Annotated in this window: 13 protein-coding genes; 7 read left to right on the top strand and 6 right to left on the bottom strand. The window is 45.6% G+C overall.

Going from position 1 to position 20216, the window contains the following annotated elements; translation table 11 throughout:
- Positions 1–108 precede the first annotated feature (108 nt).
- The 4 genes from DB398_RS04075 (at position 109) to DB398_RS04060 (ending at position 6479) form a co-directional block, all read left to right on the top strand.
- A complete protein-coding gene (locus DB398_RS04075; protein ID WP_108423119.1) occupies positions 109–3282 on the top strand; it encodes an efflux RND transporter permease subunit in 3174 nt (1057 codons plus the stop codon).
- A gap of 10 nt (positions 3283–3292) precedes the next feature.
- Positions 3293–4762: an efflux transporter outer membrane subunit gene (locus DB398_RS04070; protein ID WP_108423231.1), complete on the top strand. Its 1470-nt coding sequence runs from the start codon at positions 3293–3295 to the stop codon at positions 4760–4762.
- Positions 4763–4816: 54 nt separating this feature from the next.
- Positions 4817–5716 carry a helix-turn-helix domain-containing protein gene (locus DB398_RS04065; RefSeq protein WP_234416044.1) on the top strand — a complete coding sequence of 300 codons (900 nt, stop codon included), beginning with the start codon at positions 4817–4819 and terminating at the stop codon, positions 5714–5716.
- Between the two features lie 103 nt (positions 5717–5819).
- Positions 5820–6479 carry an SDR family NAD(P)-dependent oxidoreductase gene (locus DB398_RS04060; RefSeq protein ID WP_108423118.1) on the top strand — a complete coding sequence of 220 codons (660 nt, stop codon included), beginning with the start codon at positions 5820–5822 and terminating at the stop codon, positions 6477–6479.
- A 25-nt stretch (positions 6480–6504) separates the two neighbouring features.
- Here the strand turns inward: DB398_RS04060 and DB398_RS04055 are convergent, their stop codons facing one another.
- The 5 genes from DB398_RS04055 to DB398_RS04035 all read right to left on the bottom strand — a co-directional run bounded on the left by DB398_RS04055 (position 6505) and on the right by DB398_RS04035 (position 12661).
- Positions 6505–7410, bottom strand: a complete 906-nt coding sequence (locus DB398_RS04055) for a M43 family zinc metalloprotease (protein ID WP_108423117.1) — start codon at positions 7408–7410, stop codon at positions 6505–6507.
- Between the two features lie 51 nt (positions 7411–7461).
- On the bottom strand, positions 7462–8685 hold the full coding sequence (locus tag DB398_RS04050) for an alpha/beta hydrolase family protein (RefSeq protein ID WP_108423116.1): 1224 nt from the start codon (positions 8683–8685) through the stop codon (positions 7462–7464).
- 131 nt (positions 8686–8816) lie between these two features.
- Positions 8817–9815, bottom strand: a complete 999-nt coding sequence (locus DB398_RS04045; protein ID WP_108423115.1) for an alpha/beta hydrolase — start codon at positions 9813–9815, stop codon at positions 8817–8819.
- Positions 9816–9960: 145 nt separating this feature from the next.
- Positions 9961–10746 carry a sterol desaturase family protein gene (locus DB398_RS04040; RefSeq protein ID WP_108423114.1) on the bottom strand — a complete coding sequence of 262 codons (786 nt, stop codon included), beginning with the start codon at positions 10744–10746 and terminating at the stop codon, positions 9961–9963.
- Positions 10747–11080: 334 nt separating this feature from the next.
- Positions 11081–12661 (bottom strand): tetratricopeptide repeat protein, encoded by a 1581-nt coding sequence (locus DB398_RS04035; RefSeq protein ID WP_159076301.1) that lies wholly within the window; start codon positions 12659–12661, stop codon positions 11081–11083.
- 277 nt (positions 12662–12938) lie between these two features.
- Here DB398_RS04035 and DB398_RS04030 point away from each other — a divergent pair, with 277 nt between their 5' ends.
- The gene (locus DB398_RS04030) at positions 12939–14582 is read left to right on the top strand and encodes a sialidase family protein (protein ID WP_199913348.1); all 1644 of its coding nucleotides are present in this window, start codon (positions 12939–12941) and stop codon (positions 14580–14582) included.
- A 24-nt stretch (positions 14583–14606) separates the two neighbouring features.
- Here the strand turns inward: DB398_RS04030 and DB398_RS04025 are convergent, their stop codons facing one another.
- Positions 14607–15320, bottom strand: coding sequence for a FadR/GntR family transcriptional regulator (locus tag DB398_RS04025; RefSeq protein ID WP_108423112.1), 714 nt, complete (start codon positions 15318–15320; stop codon positions 14607–14609).
- A 124-nt stretch (positions 15321–15444) separates the two neighbouring features.
- Here DB398_RS04025 and DB398_RS04020 point away from each other — a divergent pair, with 124 nt between their 5' ends.
- Positions 15445–18702 carry a SusC/RagA family TonB-linked outer membrane protein gene (locus DB398_RS04020; protein WP_108423111.1) on the top strand — a complete coding sequence of 1086 codons (3258 nt, stop codon included), beginning with the start codon at positions 15445–15447 and terminating at the stop codon, positions 18700–18702.
- A 12-nt stretch (positions 18703–18714) separates the two neighbouring features.
- Positions 18715–20175, top strand: coding sequence for a RagB/SusD family nutrient uptake outer membrane protein (locus DB398_RS04015; protein ID WP_108423110.1), 1461 nt, complete (start codon positions 18715–18717; stop codon positions 20173–20175).
- Positions 20176–20216: the final 41 nt, after the last annotated feature.

Raw genomic sequence — 20216 nt, 5'->3', positions numbered from 1 at the left:
AAACAGATTGTCCCTTTCGGTAGGGAGCTCCTTTTCACCAGGTCACAATGGGTTTGGACATAAGGGAGCAAGGGAATCCTATTACCCAATCTCAAATGATCTAGAATTATGAAGTTTAGTCACATTTTTATAAAAAGACCAATTTTTGCAGCAGTATTGAGTGTGCTCATACTCATTGTTGGAGGATTGGCATACATATCCTTGCCCACGTCGCAGTTTCCCGATGTGGCACCCCCTACCATAGAGGTGGTGGCCATGTATCCGGGAGCGAACGCAAAGACACTCTCGGAAACCGTTGCGGCTCCGTTGGAAAAGGAAATCAATGGGGTGGAGGACATGATCTATATGACCTCACAATCATCTGCCGACGGACGTGTCATCCTACAGGTGACCTTTGAACTGGGCACAGATTTGGACAAGGCACAGGTACAGGTGCAGAACAGGGTGGCCATAGCTGAGCCCCGTTTGCCGGAATCTGTGAGAAGATTGGGGATCACGACCAAAAAAGTGTCCCCTGATATGTTGATGGTGGTCAATATGTACTCGCCCAACAATACCTACGATCAAATCTATATGGGCAACTATGCGGTACTCCAATTGAAGGACGAGCTGGCCCGGATCAAGGGAATTGGGGACATTCAGATTTTTGGGGCCGCGGAATATGCCATGCGGATCTGGCTGGATCCCGATAAGATCTCCAGCCTCGATATGACAGCGGCAGAGGTAGTGGCCGCCTTACGCGCCCAAAACGTACAGATTGCCGGTGGTACGCTCAATGCATTGCCTTCGGGGAGCCAAACTGCTTTTGAGGTGAACATCCAGACCCAGGGCAAATTGGTGACAACGGAACAGTTCGAAAACGTAATCATCAAATCCCAGGACAATGGCCGTATTGTTCGGTTAAAGGATGTGGGAAGGGCGGAATTGGGTGCCCAGAATTATGCCACCCGTGGTTACTTGGGAAAAAATCCCGCCATTGCCATGCCCATTTTCCAGCAACCGGGGGGCAATGCCTTGGAAACCGCTGCGGAGATCCAGGACAGAATGAAAGAGCTTTCCAAGAATTTTCCAGAGGACTTGAAATATGAGATTGCCTATAACCCGACCGAGTTTATCCAAAAATCGGTGGATGAGGTCTATCGCACCATATTTGAGGCCATCATCTTGGTGGTATTGGTGATTCTTCTGTTCCTGCAATCGTGGCGTGCGGCGATCATTCCAATTTTGGCCATTCCTGTTTCCTTGGTGGGAACCTTTGCCGTGATGCAGGCCATTGGGTTTTCCCTGAACACCTTGACTCTTTTTGGTTTGGTGCTGGCCATCGGTATCGTAGTGGATGATGCCATTGTGGTGGTGGAAAACATGGAAAGGTATCTAAAGAAAGGTCATTCGCCCAAAGAGGCCGCCTTCAAGACCATGGATGAAGTTGGTGGTGCATTGGTGGCCATAGGTCTAGTGTTGATCGCTGTTTTTATTCCAACGGCTTTTCTGGAAGGGATATCCGGTCAGTTTTATAAACAATTTGGGGTGACCATTGCGGTGGCCACTGCAATTTCGGTCTTTGTGTCATTGACCTTGAGCCCTGCCATGGCTGCCTTGTTGATGCGCCATGAAGAAAAGGAGGAAGGAAGAAAGACAATTCCCTTGCTCAAACCTTTTGCTTATATAGGGAACAAGTTCAACCAGTTCATGGAGAACCTTTCGGAACGATATGGAAGAGGGGTCCAACGATTGGTAAGGTCATCGGTAATGGTATTGGTGGTCTATTTTGGACTCATCTTGCTCACCGGATTGGAGTTTGGTAGGGTGCCCAAAGGGTTCATTCCTGCCATGGACCAGCAATATTTTATCACTTTGATCCAATTGCCGCCGGGGTCATCCCTGTCGCGAACGGATGAAGTGGTGCAGGATGTATTGGATATTTCCTTGGAAATCGATGGTATTGATACCGCTGTTTCCTTTACAGGCTTTGATCCAGCTTCGTTTACCAATGCATCCCATTCGGCAGCAGTGTTCCAGACCCTTGATGATTTTGAGGAAAGGAACGACAGGGGAATTGGGTATGAGGAACTGTTGGCGACCATGCGTGGAAAATTGTCCCAAATCGATGATGCGATTGTGTTTGTCATACCACCCCCATCCGTTAGTGGTATCGGTAATGCAGGAGGATTCAAGATGATGGTACAGGACAGGGCAAACCTGGGTACGGATAAGCTATTGGAAGCCACAAATGCACTTGCCATGGCTGCCAACCAAGATCCCGTGTTGAGCAACGTCTTTACCTTCTTCAACAACCAGACACCACAATTGTATTTGGACGTAGACCGGGTGAAGGCAGAAAAATTGGGGGTCGATGTAGAGGAAATATTCCAGTCCCTTGAAATATACATGGGTTCTGCGTTTGTCAACGAGTTCAATTATCTGGGACGGACATTTCAGGTGACCGCCCAAGCCGATGCCCCAAACCGATTGACCCCAGAGGACATATCCAAGATCAGGGTGCGCAACAATGCAGGGGACATGGTGCCCTTGGGAACCATTGCCAAGCAGGAGAACATTGCCGGTGCCTCGCGGATACCTAGGTTCAATTTGTACCCATCCGCCTCTTTGAACGGTGATTTTTCACCGGGATACAGTTCCGGACAGGCATTGGAACGGATGGAGCAGTTGGCCGAAGAGATACTGCCCCCGGGCATTTCCTTCCAGTGGACAGAAATCGCCTATCAGGAGAAAAAGGCCGGCAATACGGCCGGGATAGCATTCCTTTTGGCCGTGATCTTTGTCTTTTTGTTGCTCGCAGCACAATTTGAGAGTTTGGTCCTGCCGCTTGCCGTAATCTTTATTGTACCCATGGTACTGTTGTTCGCCATTTTAGGGATAGACCTTGCCGGATTGGACAATAACATCATGGTGCAGATAGGGTTGGTGGTGCTCGTGGGTCTGGCCAGTAAGAATGCCATTTTGATCGTGGAATTTGCAAAACAATTGGAAGAGCAGGGAACCGAATTGAAAACAGCGGTAATAGAGGCATCCAAATTGAGGTTGCGACCCATTTTGATGACCGCAATGGCCTTCATTCTAGGTGTTGTGCCCTTGGCCTTGGCCACTGGTGCAGGTGCTGAACTAAGAGTTTCTTTGGGAATTGCCGTGTTCAGTGGAATGCTCGGAGTGACCTTGTTCGGTGTCTTCCTTACCCCGGTATTCTACTATTTGGGAAGGAAATGGACAACCCGCAGCAAAGAAAGAGAAATAGAACAGGTGCCCAATGCACTGAACGCTTAAAAGTAAGATGATGAAAAATATATATGTAATGATGGTCCTGTCCCTGTTGATCAGCTCGTGTGGGATACAAAAAAGGACGCACGACACAGGGGATATCATTTCGGTACGGAAGGATTTTCTCAAGACCGAATTGGAAGATGCAACATTTGAAAGTACTGCCATTGCAATGGAATGGTGGTCGGAGTTCAACGATCCTGTATTGGACAGCCTGATCAATAGGGCGAGGGTACACAATTTAGATATCAACTCAGCGGTCGCCAATTTTCAGGCAGCCAGGGCCATGCTCAAGGAGACCAAGTGGGACCGCTTGCCAAGCATCACCGCAAATGGCGATTATACAAGGACGCGATTGGGGGAAAATGTTTTTGTGTCGGGAGTCAACCCCACCTATAGCACCTACAACGCAAGTTTTGATGCTTTCTGGGAAGTGGATGTGTTTGGAAGGGTGTCCAACAGGATCAAAGGGGTCTATGCAAACAGACAACAGGCCTTGGCCGATATGCACGGGGTGTACATCAGTATTTTTGCCGAAGTGGCGAACAACTATCTCGAGCTGAGGGGCAACCAATATTTGTTGGACATCGCCAAACGGAATCTGGAAGGGCAGCAAGAGACCTATAATCTGACGGTCAAATTATCCGAGGCCGGTACCAGCAACAGCTTGGACGTATCGCGGGCGTTGGCACAGTTGGAAATGACACGGGCGAGCATTCCCCCGATAGAGGCAAGGATAGAAGCCTTGAAGAACAGCCTGAGCGTTCTAGTGGGCAGCGTTCCCGGAAATTTGGATGCTTCAGTGGTGAACAAGCAGCCTTTGCCCAGTTTGCCAGCCTCCGTGGCTCTCGGCGATATTGACGAAATGTTGCGTCGCAGACCGGACGTAAGGCGTGCGGAAGCCCTATTGCAGCAACGGATAGCCCAGTACAATATCTCCGTGGCCAACCTGTACCCAAAGATCGCATTTGGAGGGTCCATTGGTTTTTCGGCCATCGATTTTTCGAACTTTGGAAGCAAGGAATCGTTTACGTGGAGTATTTTCCCCAATATAAGTTGGGCCGCCTTTGATCTGGGAAGGGTAAGACAGCAGATCAAACGGGATGATGCGCTAACTTTGGCAGCGCTCAACCAATATGAAAAAACGGTTTTGGAAGGATTGGAGGAAATCAAGACTTCGTTGAGCAATTTCACGCAAGAGCTCAAAAGAAGGGAAATCCTCAGAACATCTTCCAAGGCCAGTGCCGAGGCTGCCACCTTTGCCCAGCAACGTTTTAATGCCGGACTGGATAATTTCATTGATTACCTTAGTGCGGACAACGCCTTGCTACAGGCAGAAAACACCTTGGCTTTGAGCGAAATATCCTCTGCAAGATCATTGGTCGCCATTTATAAGGCCTTGGGCGGGGGATGGGAAATCGTTTCCGAGGAAGAATTGGACGATAAAATGGAGGCCATGGACCTCATAGGGGCCAAGCAAGACTAAAAAGTGTAAGATTGTCAATTTGATATGGACTAATACATCGTCCATCTATATGATATGGAGAAAAATTTGAGCAAGGCGGATATTCCTGTTTTTGAAAATCCACATGATCATCATGAGGCGATCGGCTTTGCTCATAAAAGTCATATTCCAAACTTTGATGTTTTTCAGGTAGAGGATATGGGACCCTCCATAAGAAGTTGTATGCCCCCTTATCGACAAGGGTTTTATCAGATTGGATTGCTGAATTATACAGGGGAAAGCAAGTTCAACCTCAATACACATTTGTTGGATTTTGATGGACTTCCACTTTGGTTCGTTGTTCCGGGACAGGTGGTTTCTTGGTTTAGGGACAAGAACATCTCCGGATTTTTTGTGATGTTCCGAAAGGAGTTTTTGATGAATTCGTTCCCGGATTTGATCCATGATTTCCCCTTTCTGAAAATGACGGAAAACAGTGTGATGATGCTCACCGAAGAGGAACATGAATCATTGAACCTGGATCTGGAACGGATGCACTCCGTGTTCAAGAACCCGCATCCCTACCAAGAAAGGATGCTGGAGGGCATGCTCGGCTCGTTGCTCTTTTTTTGCAAGGCCATCCATGAGCGGCACAAGACCACCGAGAACCATCTGTCCAGGGCACAGGTCATTGCCAACCAGTTTGAGGCATTGGTGGATAAAATGTACGTGGATACCAAAAATGTGGGAGACTATGCGGAGGAACTGAACATTACCCCCAACTATTTGACAACGACCATAAAGAAATTGACGGGCAAAAGTGCCAAGGATATTATTCAGGAACGACTTTTGATAGAGAGCAAGAGCCTCCTAAAATACTCGGGATTGGATATTGCGGAGATTGCCTACAGATTGAATTTTCAAGAACCAACGCATTTTACGAGGTTCTTCAAGAATTTAAGCGGACTCACCCCCAATCAGTTCAGGAGGATGTAATGCAGTGATGGAATGACCGGACCGACCAAATTATTTTGAACACTATGTTTTTAACCATGAAAGACCATATGCTAAATTTGTAAAATGTTTTAAATGGATTGTAATGAATGAGAAGAATGTTGCTGTTGTCACGGAAGCAGGTAATGGATTGAGCAAGAAATTTGCAAGTATCCTAAAGGACAACCATTATGAGGTTGTGATCGCTGCTTGCAAGGAGAGTTATGATAAGCTCACCGCCCAGGATGAAGGGGTGGGGGAATATGAACTCCTTGAAGTTGATTTTACGTCCCCGGATAGCCTTGCAGCATTCGAAAAGACCATTGGCGAATCTTATGGGAAGTTGGACCTGTTGATCAACAACGCGGAAATCGTGAATGGTTTTGGGCACAAAATAGACCAGATCAACATAGAGGACATCAAAGAAGTTTACGAAATCAATTTCTTTTCTGTCATACGCGTCATTCAAGCACTGAAGCCCTTGCTGAAAATGAGCGATCACCCCCGTATCATCAACATTACCAGTTCGTTGGGAGACATCAGCAAGATGAAGGATGAATCTTTTTGTTATTCAGGATACAGCCTTACCGCATACTCTACTTCCAAAGCGGCACTCAACATGTTCACCCACTTGCAATGCAAGGAGTTCAAGCCTTCCAAAATCAAGATGTACAGTTTTGACCCCGTTGCCATGAAAAATTGCACCTATAACTCGGTGGTCATCGGTGAAAGTGTCAAGGACGAGTTCATTTCCCTGATCAGATAGCACGGCCCTGCCATACAAGCGATCGTCAAAGGGCCGGACTCGTCAGTAAGCTATTCCTCCCGGAATGGTTTTTCAGCACATAATACATCCGTTCGGCTTGGTCAAGTGTGAAGATGTTCATCGTTGCATCCTCACTGTAATTCATGTAGTTACCGATCATGATGGTCTCTCCGGAGCAGCCTTTAAAGGGGGTCGACCCATAAACAGGTTGGTCCACGGCCGGAGTGTCATCACAATAATCGTTATGGATACAGTCCTTTTTGCCCCAAGTATGTAAAAGTCCCAAATAATGCCCCATTTCATGGGTCAAGGTCCTTCCAAACCTCGCATGGCAATCCATGTCCGATTCCCCAAAATGGATCCAGTTCACAAGAATGCCTTCGGCATCGCCGGGTTGTGGCAATTGGAGCAAGTCCGATCCGGGCAGGTCGGTTTCTGGCCCCGTGGACGAACCCAGTACCAGGCACGCCGTCTCCAAAGGCAAAGGAGTGACCCAGATATTGATGTACTGTTCAGGACTCCAATAAGCGTATTGTGCAAAGTGGTTTTGATTGTATCCCAACTCATCCACTTGTTTTTGGGAGGCATCAATTCGGTTGATTCCATCGAAGGGTTCAGCGTCAGGGTCGAATTTGGCCAATACAAATTCAATTTGGGTATCCGCTCCATTGGGATCTTCATTGTATCCTTTTGTGCCCTTTTTTCTACGAAAATCCTCATTTAGGATTTCGATTTGTCGTAGCACACGTTCCTTGGATAAGTTTGGACCTTGGCCCATATCCTCTCCATTATGGATCAGATGTACCACAACGGGAAGCTGCACCAATTGCTCTCCGGGAAGGGGAGCGTCGATTGGAATGGGGTCATCATTTTTACTGCAACAGATCACAGTGATGCTGAGCATGGCTGCTAAAAGGGTTTTGTATTTCATGCTGTCTTAAATTGGTGATATGTGTTTTTGGGTTGTTTTGCAAAGCACATTTTACTTTTCCTTCCAGCGAAAGCCTGAGTATGTTGAAATCCAATCTTCAGTATTGTAGAAAAAGAAATCCTGTATCATTTTGCTATAATGGCCCTCCGCTTTCAGCGATTTGAACGTATGGTCATCATCAGCAATAAAAAGACTGGCGTTTTCCAAAAGTGAACCCAAATAAATGGAGGAGCGATAATCCGCTACATGATCATACCTACCTGCCAATAGGAACAGTTTGCCAGTGAATTTTCTAAATGTCCTTTCATTGAATTCATTGACCATCCCATGGTCTTGATCCTTGAAGTGTTCCATTATTGGTTCTGCAATCTGGTAACTGTTCTCTAAATCGGGATAAAATCGATTGGGATCGCTTTCGCGGTATTCCATCAAGGGATATATAAACTCCGAAAGCCTTACCCGAATGGGAATCCCATCTTCCGAACCAAAAAGAGCGTTGATGGCATCAATTTGAAATTCCTTTTGAAGCTGGGCCACATAAGCGGTGTCCCTATGGTATAAACGATGGATCAGTTCCGAGCGTTTACTGCTCAATTCTGATGGTCCAACAAAGAAATTCTGCCTTTGAAAAAGAGTGGCCAGTAATTTTCGATCAAAATGGCCCTCATCCATAACGGCATCCAGCTTTTTACGATCCTGTGGATGGTTTGAAAGAAACGCTCTCTGGAAATCATCGTGTATGATTCCAAGTTTTTGTTCAATGACAGGATTCACACTGGCCCCGATGAACACCTTCTTTACCCTTGTATCGGGGAAAAGGGATAGATATTCCGTAATCAAAAGAGCACCGCCGGATTGACCATACAAATACACATCACCGGGAATTTTGCCCAGAACGGAATGGATATCGTTGGCATATTGGAACGATCGGTAAACCTTGTATGCCAGAAACCAATCAACGGTTCCATTGCTTTGCAATTGGACTTTTCTTCTCAGTTCTTCATTTGTGCTTCTTGGAAGTATGCCAAGCACATTGATGCGTTTGGAGAAAAGATCATCTTGGATTTTTTTCATGCGGCCCTTTCGGACATAAAACTGCTGCGCATCAGCAATGACAACGACTGTGGGGAGTTCCGGGTTGAATTCGGCACCAAACTCATACTCCAACTGGAACGACCCCGAATTTGGGTCGTTGTAGTCCAGCGGGACCTCTATGGATTGCCCCATGACCATTTGGGCCAATAAGGAATTGATGATTATGATCGAACGTACCATAGCTTGAACTGAATAGGGAATGAATGGTCCATGTGCATTGAATTGTATTTCATGGGTTGATCTTGTTTACATAAATTTTTCCGTGCCGAGAGATTTGTAGATGTCTGTATGGATGAATATTCGCATCACTTTTAGGGTTCGATTAAAAAGTTCCTGACGGCTTCGCCCATTTTGTCCATGTCACATGCAAAGGTGTAATGGCCGCAATCCGATTTTAGGTCCAGGGATTTGGCCTTTAAATCTGCTATGGCAACCAGATTGGCCGATGGTGCCACCAGATTGTCCGTGTTCGAATAGATGATCAACGCCTTTCCTTTGAATACCTCTGACAAGGTTTTCGCATTTCGTCTTTCCAGGTCCTCTTCCAGATTGTGTTTGGAAATGGCCAACATTTGGCTGTACAGGTCCCGAACATCATAGTATTGGGCTTCGTCTTTGATTTTTCGCAAAACTTCTTCAATGGATCCATTGTCATCTTTATAGTATTGCGGTGTTAGTCCCAACGAATACTCCAACATCAAAAAGGTTTCTTCCTTAGTACCATGCTGAATCTCGCTGTTCAGTACCCTTTTGAAGATTTCATAGTTCAGTTGATCATAGACGGACAATTTGGGAGAGCCCACAATTGGGATGGCCCTGTCAAAAAAATCAGGATAACTGGCCATCCATTTATAGGTCTGCATACCTCCCATGGATATTCCGATGACCGCATATAAATGATCGATATTCAAAATGTCCTTCACCAGTCTATGTTGAAGGTCGACCATGTCGCCAATACCAAATTCTGGAAATTTGGTGCCAGGTTTTGTACTAGTATTGGAGGGCGATGAAGAAATACCATCACCCAAAGCATCCACTACGATCAGGTAAAATTTCGTAGTGTCTATCATGGTTTCCCTGCCAATGTATGGTTTCAGGCTTTCTCCCGTGCCAGCGTACCATGTGGGGAAGAGTATCGCGTTGTTTTTTTCTTCATTGAGTGTCCCATAGGTTTGATATCCCAGTTTTGTGTTTACCAGAGTTTCACCGTTCCGTAGGGTATGGTCTCCCAATTCTGCCATCTGTACTTGGGCAGTTAGGTCAGCAACCAATATGATAGATGTGGCAATCGCCAATAGGAATTTTTTCATTTTAGATGATAGGTTTTTGTGGTGTTTTTCTCCAATGTCAAAGTAGATGAACAAGGAGCGGCACACTTTGAAAGATTCAGGTGCCGCCCTCGATCATTGTATTTATGGACATGGCAATGGACTTCCATTGCCGGAACAAATACCGTTACTTGTCTTTTTTGTTGTTTTCTTCCGTCACATCTTTGAACAGTAACATCTCTTTGATCCGCTTCGAGGCCCCGGTATAAAATCCAGTTTCATTCGAGTATCCCTTTGGATTGTTGAACGTCCCAAAGATGATATCATAAATGGGTAGATCGGAATAGTTATACGCGTGGATGCCCTTGGCGTGGTGTATCGTATGGCTTTCTGGCCGTTGGATGATATACCCGAGCCATTGTGGGGTAACAATGTTGCTGTGCTGAAATATTCCCAGGAAAAAAGTGGTCAGCAGCGTGATGGTGGAGGCCCCTGGGGTGAAGCCAGCAACCCCTACAAGGCACAAGCTGCCCAAAAGGGTGAAGCCGGCCATGTCCATCGGACTAAAATAGAACGCACCATAGGTGTCTATCCGCTCGGCACTGTGGTGCATTTGGTGGAACACTTTCCAGAGCAGGTCACTTTTGTGGATACTATAATGCCAGAAGAAAAGCCCAAACTCATAAATAAGCACTCCAACAATGCCACCCCACATATCGCCTAAAATCGATAGGTCAAAAATCTGGTATTTGGAGATGGTACCGTCCCAGATAATGGGCAGATAACTGGATAGGTAAAAGAAGACGGCAAAGGAAAGCAATCCCCTCACCTTCCAGTTTTTGATCTTGGGAAGTTCCCTGGCCGGAAACAAGGCTTCCCAGATCATAAGAGTTGCATAGATGGCCAGGGCCACCAAGGAGATAGGGTCCAAAAGAATCTCCAGAGGAGTCGGTAGATTTTGTAAGATTTCCATAGTGCTCAGATTTTGGATTTAAACTTGGAGTTGAAGATCATTTTCTTGCGTTTCCAGATGATTCTCAACCCTTCATTGGGCTGATAGCTCTGGATGAATAACTGTCGTTTCATGTTTGATGATTTAATTGATTGATGAATAAACACGGCTTTCGTGCTCGTTTTTTGATGGGGCAAACTTAAGTGCAACATTTTTTGCCCAAAAGAAATTGGCTTGATACGGGGTGTACAGGGGTCCAATAAGATGTAGACTACACCCAAAAACAGGTAGACATCAGGTAGACAGGCTTTGTGAAAATGATTTCAACTAAAAGAAAATCAGATGCTTGAAAATTCTAATTGAATTGCAGTAAAAAGTTGAAAAGGTCGGCTTCCGGGGACAGTCCCATCTTTTTGCGAAGGCGATATCGGGCCGTTTTTGTGCTTTCAGGTGAGATTCCGAGAATATTGGAAGCTTCCTTGATCGATAAATTGAGCCTGGTAAGCGCGGCCACCTTTAGATCGTTGGAACTCAGGTCAGGATATTTTTCGTTCAGCGAGGTGAAAAAATCTGGATGTACATTCTCAAAATGTTGCTTGAAATCTTCCCAATCCTTCTCTTTTCCTTGGTTCATTTTGATGGTCCTTTCCATCTCGGAAAGCATTTTTTCTACCCCATCCAAGGATTTGGTTTTCCGTGCCTTCTGAATTTTATTTTGGAACTCTTCCAGCAGTTGATTTTTCTGGACAAAATTCATGGAGTAGGAGGTAAGCTCCCTGTTCTTGGTATCCAGTTCACCTTCCAGGTCCTTGCTCTTCAGTTGCTGGTTTTCCAATTCCTTTTGCGCGATGACCTGTTGTTGCTCAAACAGTTTCTTCTGGTTTTTGGTGCGTTGTCTAAGGCTTTTGATCAACAAAAAGGACAAAAGAACGACCAACCAAATGCCAATGATCAATATCCACTGGATGGTCTTGCTGTTTTTCTGTTTATCGGACAGCCTGTCCAACTCCTGGCTTTTTTGGAGCAACTCGTTCCGGAATTCCAGTCCGGCTATTTGGCGAGATTTTTTGAGGGTAAGCAAGGAATCCTTTAAATCCACATATTGGGAAAAATAGATCAAGGCGGAATCGGGCTTTTGTGTTTCCCTTTTGAGGTCAGACAGGTTTTTTAGGATTTCAAGCCTGTAATTGTTGAGGTGCATTTCACTGGCCCTTCCCAAGGCAAGTTTGAAGTGCATATCGGCCAGTTCATACTCGTGTTGGAGTTTGAAAAACCTGCCAAATTGGAGGATATTGTTCACCAGTCCGTCCTTGTCATCGATTTTCCTGCACAATGTGAGTGATTGCCTCAAATGATAATCGGCCTGTTCCAGATTTTCTTGTTCCAGGTATAATCGTCCCAGCCTATTGTGGGCCTCGGCCATCCCATATTCAAAATTGTTCCGGGTATGGATGTTCAATGCATTGGTGATATTGGTGTGCGCCTTGTCAAGCCTTCCGTGCTGCATTTGGAGGGTGCCCAGTTTGGTATAGGCCGTTGCGACCCTATCATCCAGATTGAGCTGGGTGAACCCGATAATGGCCTCGCTGAACTGTTTCAGGGCAAGGGAATCTTCATCAATGTCGGCATATACCATACCAATGTTCAGCTTGCTGTTGGAAATGCCCTCAAGATCATCCAGATTTTCGTAGCGTTCCAATCCTTCATACAGATCGAACAAGGCCTGTTTGGGTTCTCCAAGGGTCCAGTGTGCCACCCCGCTCACTCTTTTGGCAAATGCGGCCCCTTTTTCATATTTAAGTTCGTTTGCCAACCGATAGGCCTCTTCACCCAATAGCACAGACTGGGAAGGATCCCTGATCCAAAGTGTATACCCCCTGTGGGCTATGCTGTCCACGGTCAATGTATCCAATTTGCCCTGTTCGCTATCTGGCATATTTTGGGACAAAATCGGGAAGCACCACAAGGCGCAGATAAAATATGTTATGGAAATCTTCATCTGGCTATGATCCAATACATCTATTAAGTTAAAGGGTATTCAATGAAAACAAAGCCTAAAAATAACGAAATGTGTTCAATAGATGGTTCTTTTTAGGGGAATCACGGGCTACTTCACAGGAACAAATAATCAGTAAGATAATAGTTTTCAGATTATCAGAAGAAAATTATAGTATATTTGTAATATTATAATTATGTACTACAATATAATTTTTATGAATCGAATTGTTTTTTCCCTTCTGTTTATGTCCGTATTGATGACCAGTTGTCAAAAGACGTCTTTTGAGACGGCAAATACCAAAATGTTCAACTGGCCGGTTTTGAAGAACAAATCGGATAATCCGGTGTTACGGATTAGTTTTCCAATCCCCAACGATACCCTTTTGGAAGCTGATATCCAATTAAAAATATCCCACGAAAATATTGAGGCCCTAAAAACAATACGTCTTTACGCTTCAGGGAAGGACTCCCTGTTTACCAAAGAGGCTATGTTGGTTGGAGAGACCCTTCCTGCAAAGGAGACCAAATTTGACGTATCGGTCAAGCTAGAGAATGCCCCGAGTTATTATTGGCTTACCTATGAGCTTCAGGAGAAAGCAGACCTTACCCAAACCGTGAAGGCTGTATTAAAGGAAACCAAGATCAATGGAAAGCAAGTCACTATTTCAAAGGACAATGATATCGATAAACTGCGTTTGGGCGTGGCATTGAGGCAGCATGGACAAGATGGGGTCCATACTTATAGGATTCCGGGGCTTACCACTTCCAACGAAGGTACCCTTATGGCGATTTATGATGTAAGAAGGGACCTTTCCAGAGATTTGCAAGGTAACATAGATATAGGGGTAAGCAGGTCATTAGATCAAGGCAATACCTGGAACGAAACCCAAGTGGCCTTGGATATGGGAACTTATGGCAACTTACCGGAAAAGTTCAATGGAGTGAGTGATGCCAATATTCTGGTTGATGAAAAAACAGGCAACATTTTCATTGTCGGTCTCTGGATGCACGGTGTAATCAATAAAGAAGGGCAATGGCTGGAAGCATTGAACGAGGAAAGTGACGACTGGAACCACCAATGGAGGAATAAGGGATCACAGCCAGGATTGGACATCAAGCAAACCAGTCAGTTCCTCATTACTAAAAGTACAGACAATGGAGAGACTTGGGAAGAACCCATCAACCTGACCCCCATGATCAAAGATCCGAAATGGTGGTTGTTTGCACCGGCCCCTGGTCATGGCATAACCTTGGAAGATGGTACCCTTGTATTTCCTACACAGGGAAGGGACCGTGAGGGACTGCCTTTTTCCAACATTACCTATAGCAAGGACGGTGGCAAGACATGGGTCGCGAGCCAACCTGCGGCAAAAAATACCACGGAATGCATGGTGGTGCAACTGTCCGACGGGTCACTTATGCTGAACATGCGGTACAACGCCAACAGAAAAAACTTTACGGATACCAATGGAAGGGAAATAGCGGTTACCCATGATCTGGGCCAAACTTGGGGGGAGCATCCAACATCGAACAATGCCCTTATTGAACCGGTATGTATGGCCAGTATCCACAAACATTATTATACGAATGATGCGGGGGAAAAAAAGACTGCTTTGCTGTTTTCCAATCCCAATTCCAAGGAAAGTAGGGTGAAACAGACCATCAAGGTGAGTTTTGATGAAGGTCGAACATGGCCCAGTGAACATTGGATAGAACTGGATGAGGGTAGGGGTGCCGGATACTCCTGCTTGACCAGTATCGATGAGGACAAAATTGGAATATTATATGAGGGAAGTCAAGCCCAGATGACTTTTCAGACCGTTCTTTTTGATGAAATATTGAAGGGCGGCAAGGAATGACAAGATCAATGACCGGGGGCAAAATTATTTGCCCCCTTGTCTTAAAAAGTTCATCTCGTAATACGGGTTAAAATGGTTGTGCATCAGTTCCCGGAACTCTTGGACCGAACCTTTTTCCAGACAGTCCACCAAATCCGAATGTGTGACCTTGCTTTTGTTGATCGGAGTATCCATCATCTCTTCTTCAAGGCTCAATACATAATCAAAAACAATCTTCAGGTATTTTTGGAAACCACAAAGCGTTTCATTTTTTGAGATTTTATAAAGTTCTGAGTGAAAACTGATCTCATGCTCAATTTTATTCGGCACCTTTTTGGATTCAAAGTCCTCCACAATCTGTCTTAGGCCATGTACTTGTTCAGGAGCTATGTTCCTATAAATGGCATCGGCCATTCCGATTTCGAGCATGATTCTCAGCTCAAATAAATCGTGCAAGGTTGATTTGTCCAGGACATTTGGGTCCATCACCCTTTCCAAGGCAGAAAAGAGATTGAATTTTTCCAAATGTATCCCACTTTTCTTGTTGGAAGATATGAGCCCCAACATCCTAAACCTGCTCAAAGCTTCCCGGATGACATTGCGGCTTACATTCATGATCTGGGCCAGTTCGTTCTCTGTGGGCAGATTGTCCCCGGGCTTGAATCCGTTTTCCTTGAAATAGATACGTAGTGACCTTTCTACTTGATCTACCATGGTCATCTTCTGGACGGGTCTAAAAGTATTGTGGTTTTCTTTCATATATAATCATATATAGCCCCAAGGGCAATTTCGAACAAAAATAGAAAAGATTTTGGCGTAATCAATAGAATTGTACTATATTCGTATCATAATATTGTCCTACAATATAAATTAACAAACAACTATGAACTCAATCTTAATTAAAAAACTCTTAGTTCCCTTTGTGTTCCTTGTTTCCATAATGGCCATGGGGCAGCAGGAAATAAAGGGAAGGGTGGTCGATGCCGAAGGGGTTCCCTTGCCGGGGACCAGTGTATTGGTCAAAGGCACCTCAAACGGTGTTGCCGCAGATTTTGATGGCTACTACGCAATCAATGCAAATCAAGGCCAGACCTTAGTATTTACCTATGTGGGTTTTGTGCCCAAGGAAGTTGTGGTAGGTTCGCAGGCCGAAATCAATGTATCCTTGGATATGGATACCCAAGTATTGGATGATGTGGTGGTCATAGGTTATGGCAAACAATCAAGGAATCTGGTTTCCAGTGCGGTTTCAAAAGTAAAAGTGGAGCAAGTGGACAGCAATCCGTCCGCGAATCCTATTCAAGCCCTACAAGGAAAGGTTGCTGGTTTAAGCATTCTGCCCTCTTCAGGACAGCCTGGTGAAGAAGCCCAAGTATTCATCCGTGGTGGTACTCAAGTTTCTGGTACAAGTTCTGCCAATAGGCCCCTATATATTATTGATGGGGTTTTTAGGGACAACATGAATGGACTTAACCCCCATGATATTGAATCTATACAAGTATTGAAGGATGCAGCGGCAACAGCCATTTATGGTGCCAGGGCCGCAAATGGAATCATTTTGGTCACTACAAAATCCGGGGAAAGAAATGGTAAGGGTACAGTTTCCATCAATTATAGGTCAGGTATCGCCCAGCAATTGAACAGGTATCCATGGACCAGTGCCGAAGATTATATACAGGTGTCGCGAATTGCCGCCGCTAAGGGAATCAACTTGGAAAACCCAGGGGACAGGCTTTCCAATACCAACTTTGGGTATAGTGTGCAAACCGTGAACAATCGAGGGGACTATGGCTTCAATAGAAACACATTGGCGTTTTTGGACAATGTGATTGGCGTGGAAGGACAGGCCTATGTTGCCGACCTTCTGGAAAATCAAGGATATGAGACCATGAAGGATCCCGTGACGGGCAGAACCATGATCTTTAAGGACAATAACTATGATGACCTGATTTTTACCACGGCGCAACTACAGGATTTCAATGTTCGGTTTTCCCAAGGTAGTGAAAATGGCAACATGAACATCAGTCTGGGGTATCTAAAGCAGGATGGAACCTTTTTGGGTACCGGTTTTGATCGGATTACGGGGCTTTATAATGGAAATTATGACCTTTCGGATAAGATCAGTGCCAATGCAGGGGTCAACTTCAGTTTTCAACGGAACACTGAGGTCCAAAATGCCAATAACTCCATAAACAGGTCATCGCGCCTTCCACATACGGTAAGATTATGGAATGATGATGGAACCCCTGCATTGGGTGAAACCACAAGTTCTCCCAGAAACCGTTACCATGAGCTCTATTATCAGGACGCAGAACAAAAGACCTATTACTATACCTTGAACTTTGGGTTGGATTGGAATATTTGGGATAACCTACATTTCAAACCTTCGGTCTCCTTCTTTAGGGATGATTACAATTTCAATTTTTTTGAAAGGGCTTCCCCTGAAATTCCAGGTAGGCGGGCCGAAAGAAGCGAAGTCGCCAACAACCAATTGTTGTTGAACGGAATATTCACCTATGATCGCTCTCTTGGAGATCATAACTTTGACTTGCTCTGGGGGATGAACTACACCAAGAACCGAAGGGAATCCATCAATGGAAGTGGCTCCAACGGGGCAACAGACATCATCGAGACCCTCAATGCCTCTGCCACTGATATGGAGCGGGTGTCCAGTTCCATCGTTGAGAACAAGCTGCTCAGTAATTTTGGTCGTATCAGTTATGACTTTAAGGGGAAATACCTGGCCTCTGCCAGCTACCGTATCGATGGTGCATCGCAATTCGCAGAAGACAACCGATTTGCATTCTTCCCGGCATTTTCTTTGGGTTGGAATGTGCACCAGGAATCGTTTTGGAAGTCCAAGGCCCTTAGCCGTTTAAAGTTGAGGGGTAGTTGGGGACAGGCAGGATCGCTTGCCGGGCTTACCATTTCGGATACTCAGGGAGAATTTTCTACTCGTCTTTATGGTTTCCAAGGAGGAGCCTTGTTGACCCAATTGCCCAATACGGCCCTAAAATGGGAAACCACGACTTCAACGGACATCGGTTTGGACATGGGACTGTTCAATAATAGGATCAACCTCCTTCTGGATGTCTATGAAAAGATCACGGATGACCGATTGATTGATAGACCGATGCCCCAGCAGACAGGTTTCAGTTCCATACGGGACAATGTGGGAAGTATCCGAAATAGGGGAATCGAAGTGGAAATTGGCGCTGATATCATCAAAGGGGAAGATTTCCAATGGCATACGGATTTCAACTTTGCCTTTAACCGGACCACAGTGGTCAAACTTCCTGAAAACGGAAGGGACAAAAACAGGATCAACTACGGTTTGGTCTATAACGATAACGGTGACCTGATGGAAGTCGGGGGACTTGCTGAAGGGGAAAGACCCTACGGAATCTGGGCTTTTGACATGATAGGGGTCTATGCCACGGATGAAGAAGCCGCCAATGCGCCAGAGGATTTACTGGTCTCAGGGTCCAAATTTGGAGACCCCAAACACGGAGGGGATGCTATTTGGAGGGATGTCAACAATGATGGTGTCATCGATAACTATGATATGGTATTTGTCGGCTTTGCAACACCGGACAAATTAGGGGGAATGTCCAATACATTCACCTACAAGGGGCTGCAACTTCGTTTCTCAATGGACTATGCGTTCGGGCATGTGATCAATAACGGATGGAGGGCCAGGGCCAATGCCAATGCACGGAACAATGTAATGACCACCAAAGATGTCCTCAGGGACGACTTTTGGAAAGAACAGGGGGACATTGCTGTTTTTCCCAGATATGACAATGCTTCCGATTTTGACAATGGTTATAGGAACCACCTTCGCCCTTGGGAATCCAATGGAAACCTGACCCCGAGCAGTAGTGGAGGTTCTGCCAGTACACTGTATTATCACAGGGGCGATTTCATTGCCTTCCGTGAACTATGGCTCGGATACCAATTCCCCGAATCTGCAGGATTGGACAAATTCGGGATTTCCAATCTGGATGTCAGTATCAGTGCCAACAATTTAGGGTACTGGACCAAGTATACCGGCCTTACACCAGAGGTGTTCGATGGTCTGGATGAAGGTATATACCCAAGGCCCTTTCAGCTTATCATCGGATTGAATGTCTCTTTTTAAAAAAATAAAACTATGAAACTGTCTTCTATATATAAATTTCTGGCACTGATACTGTTCCTTTCGGTTCAGTCGTGCATCAAAAGTGCATTGGATACTGAAATACCATCCAGCATCACCACGGGCAACTTCCCAAGGTCTGAAGGTGACCTAAGGGCCATTTTGACCGGGCTATACGATGGTGTAAGGGACGAATACAACCGCACCCAATATGGCGAGGATCGTGGAGATGCCTTCGATGTGGGCCTCATCGGCACGGTTTCGGATTCGTGGGCACACAACCTGAGTGGGGCAAACGGACCCAACTGGAGGGTGAGCTACAATTTGATCAATAATGCCAATATTGTCATCAATACCGCAGATGAAATTGAATTCAACAGCTCCCAGACAAGAGGGCAAATTCTCGGGGAAGCTTATTTCATAAGGGCCTTCGTCTATTTCCAAATGCTGAAGATTTGGGGAGATGTTCCCTTGATTTTGGAGCCTGTGGACCAAACAACCCCATCAGTGGGCAGAACGGCGGCAACACAGGTCATGGATCAGATTTTGTTAGATCTGGAAAATGCCTTGGCGGCATTCCCTTCAAATGGTTTCGGAGATAGCAAATACACAGCATCAGCCCCTGCGGCCAATGCTCTTTTGGCCGATGCCAGTCTTTGGAAAGGCAAGGTACTCGGTGGTGGTAATGAGGACTTTATTAGAGCTGTTGATGCCATCAATGACATTGAGGGTGTGGGACTTCTCAATTCTTTTGGGGATGTTTTTGATGTCAAGGAAAACAATGAAGTGGTCTTTTCCATCTTTTTTGATTTCAACGAACAGGCCGGTATGTATGCAAGTACCATTACGTCACGGGATGTGAATGTGGATAGGGAGCTTAACCCGGACGTTCCCACTTCGACCAGTTTCAATGCAAGGCATAATTACAGACCAAGTGACAAGATCATGGCGCTTTACAACAATCCAAACGACCAGCGAACAGCTCGGAGCTTTATTCCAATTCTTACACAAGATGGATCGGATGCAGATTCTGATCCGGATGTATTGAGCATCAGCCAGAACAAGTTCAAGGGAACGGACAACAATAATGATACTTTTTATGACAATGACATTATTGTGTACCGATGGGGCGGACTTTTGCTTTTGAGGGCGGAAGCCTTGGCAGCCCAAGGATTGACAGCAGAAGCGATCATCGATATCAACACGGTCAGGGAGCGGGCAGGAACCGGAGCCTACACAGGACCTACCGATCAGCCTACCGTAGAGCGGGAGATTCTGGATGAGCGGGGGAGGGAACTCTTCTTGGAACTCAAAAGATACTGGGACCTTGTGCGGTTCGATGCGGGCAGCACCATCGATATCTATGCCGAAGTGCCCAACTTGGCAGGAAAGAACCTTCCGTTGGTATGGCCCGTGAACGACAATGTCATTGCACAGAATGAACTTATAGAGCAGACCGAAGGATATAGGAACTGATCCATGGTCAATATCCCAAGTGTTTTTTGAACAAATAAAAT

Source organism: Flagellimonas amoyensis, from assembly GCF_003058265.1.
GTDB classification, from domain to species: Bacteria; Bacteroidota; Bacteroidia; order Flavobacteriales; family Flavobacteriaceae; genus Flagellimonas; species Flagellimonas amoyensis.
This window is presented reverse-complemented; position numbering and strand designations above follow the sequence as displayed.

Bases quoted from the DNA above. Each gene is read 5' to 3' on its own strand.
- DB398_RS04025 (WP_108423112.1), bottom strand. From the start codon at position 15,320: ATGAAAGAAAACCACAATACTTTTAGACCCGTCCAGAAGATGACCATG.
- DB398_RS04070 (WP_108423231.1), top strand. From the start codon at position 3,293: ATGAAAAATATATATGTAATGATGGTCCTGTCCCTGTTGATCAGCTCG.
- DB398_RS04050 (WP_108423116.1), bottom strand. From the start codon at position 8,685: ATGGTACGTTCGATCATAATCATCAATTCCTTATTGGCCCAAATGGTC.
- DB398_RS04035 (WP_159076301.1), bottom strand. From the start codon at position 12,661: ATGCCAGATAGCGAACAGGGCAAATTGGATACATTGACCGTGGACAGC.
- DB398_RS04040 (WP_108423114.1), bottom strand. From the start codon at position 10,746: ATGGAAATCTTACAAAATCTACCGACTCCTCTGGAGATTCTTTTGGAC.
- DB398_RS04030 (WP_199913348.1), top strand. From the start codon at position 12,939: ATGAATCGAATTGTTTTTTCCCTTCTGTTTATGTCCGTATTGATGACC.
- DB398_RS04045 (WP_108423115.1), bottom strand. From the start codon at position 9,815: ATGAAAAAATTCCTATTGGCGATTGCCACATCTATCATATTGGTTGCT.
- DB398_RS04075 (WP_108423119.1), top strand. From the start codon at position 109: ATGAAGTTTAGTCACATTTTTATAAAAAGACCAATTTTTGCAGCAGTA.
- DB398_RS04020 (WP_108423111.1), top strand. From the start codon at position 15,445: ATGAACTCAATCTTAATTAAAAAACTCTTAGTTCCCTTTGTGTTCCTT.
- DB398_RS04065 (WP_234416044.1), top strand. From the start codon at position 4,817: ATGGAGAAAAATTTGAGCAAGGCGGATATTCCTGTTTTTGAAAATCCA.
- DB398_RS04015 (WP_108423110.1), top strand. From the start codon at position 18,715: ATGAAACTGTCTTCTATATATAAATTTCTGGCACTGATACTGTTCCTT.
- DB398_RS04055 (WP_108423117.1), bottom strand. From the start codon at position 7,410: ATGAAATACAAAACCCTTTTAGCAGCCATGCTCAGCATCACTGTGATC.
- DB398_RS04060 (WP_108423118.1), top strand. From the start codon at position 5,820: ATGAATGAGAAGAATGTTGCTGTTGTCACGGAAGCAGGTAATGGATTG.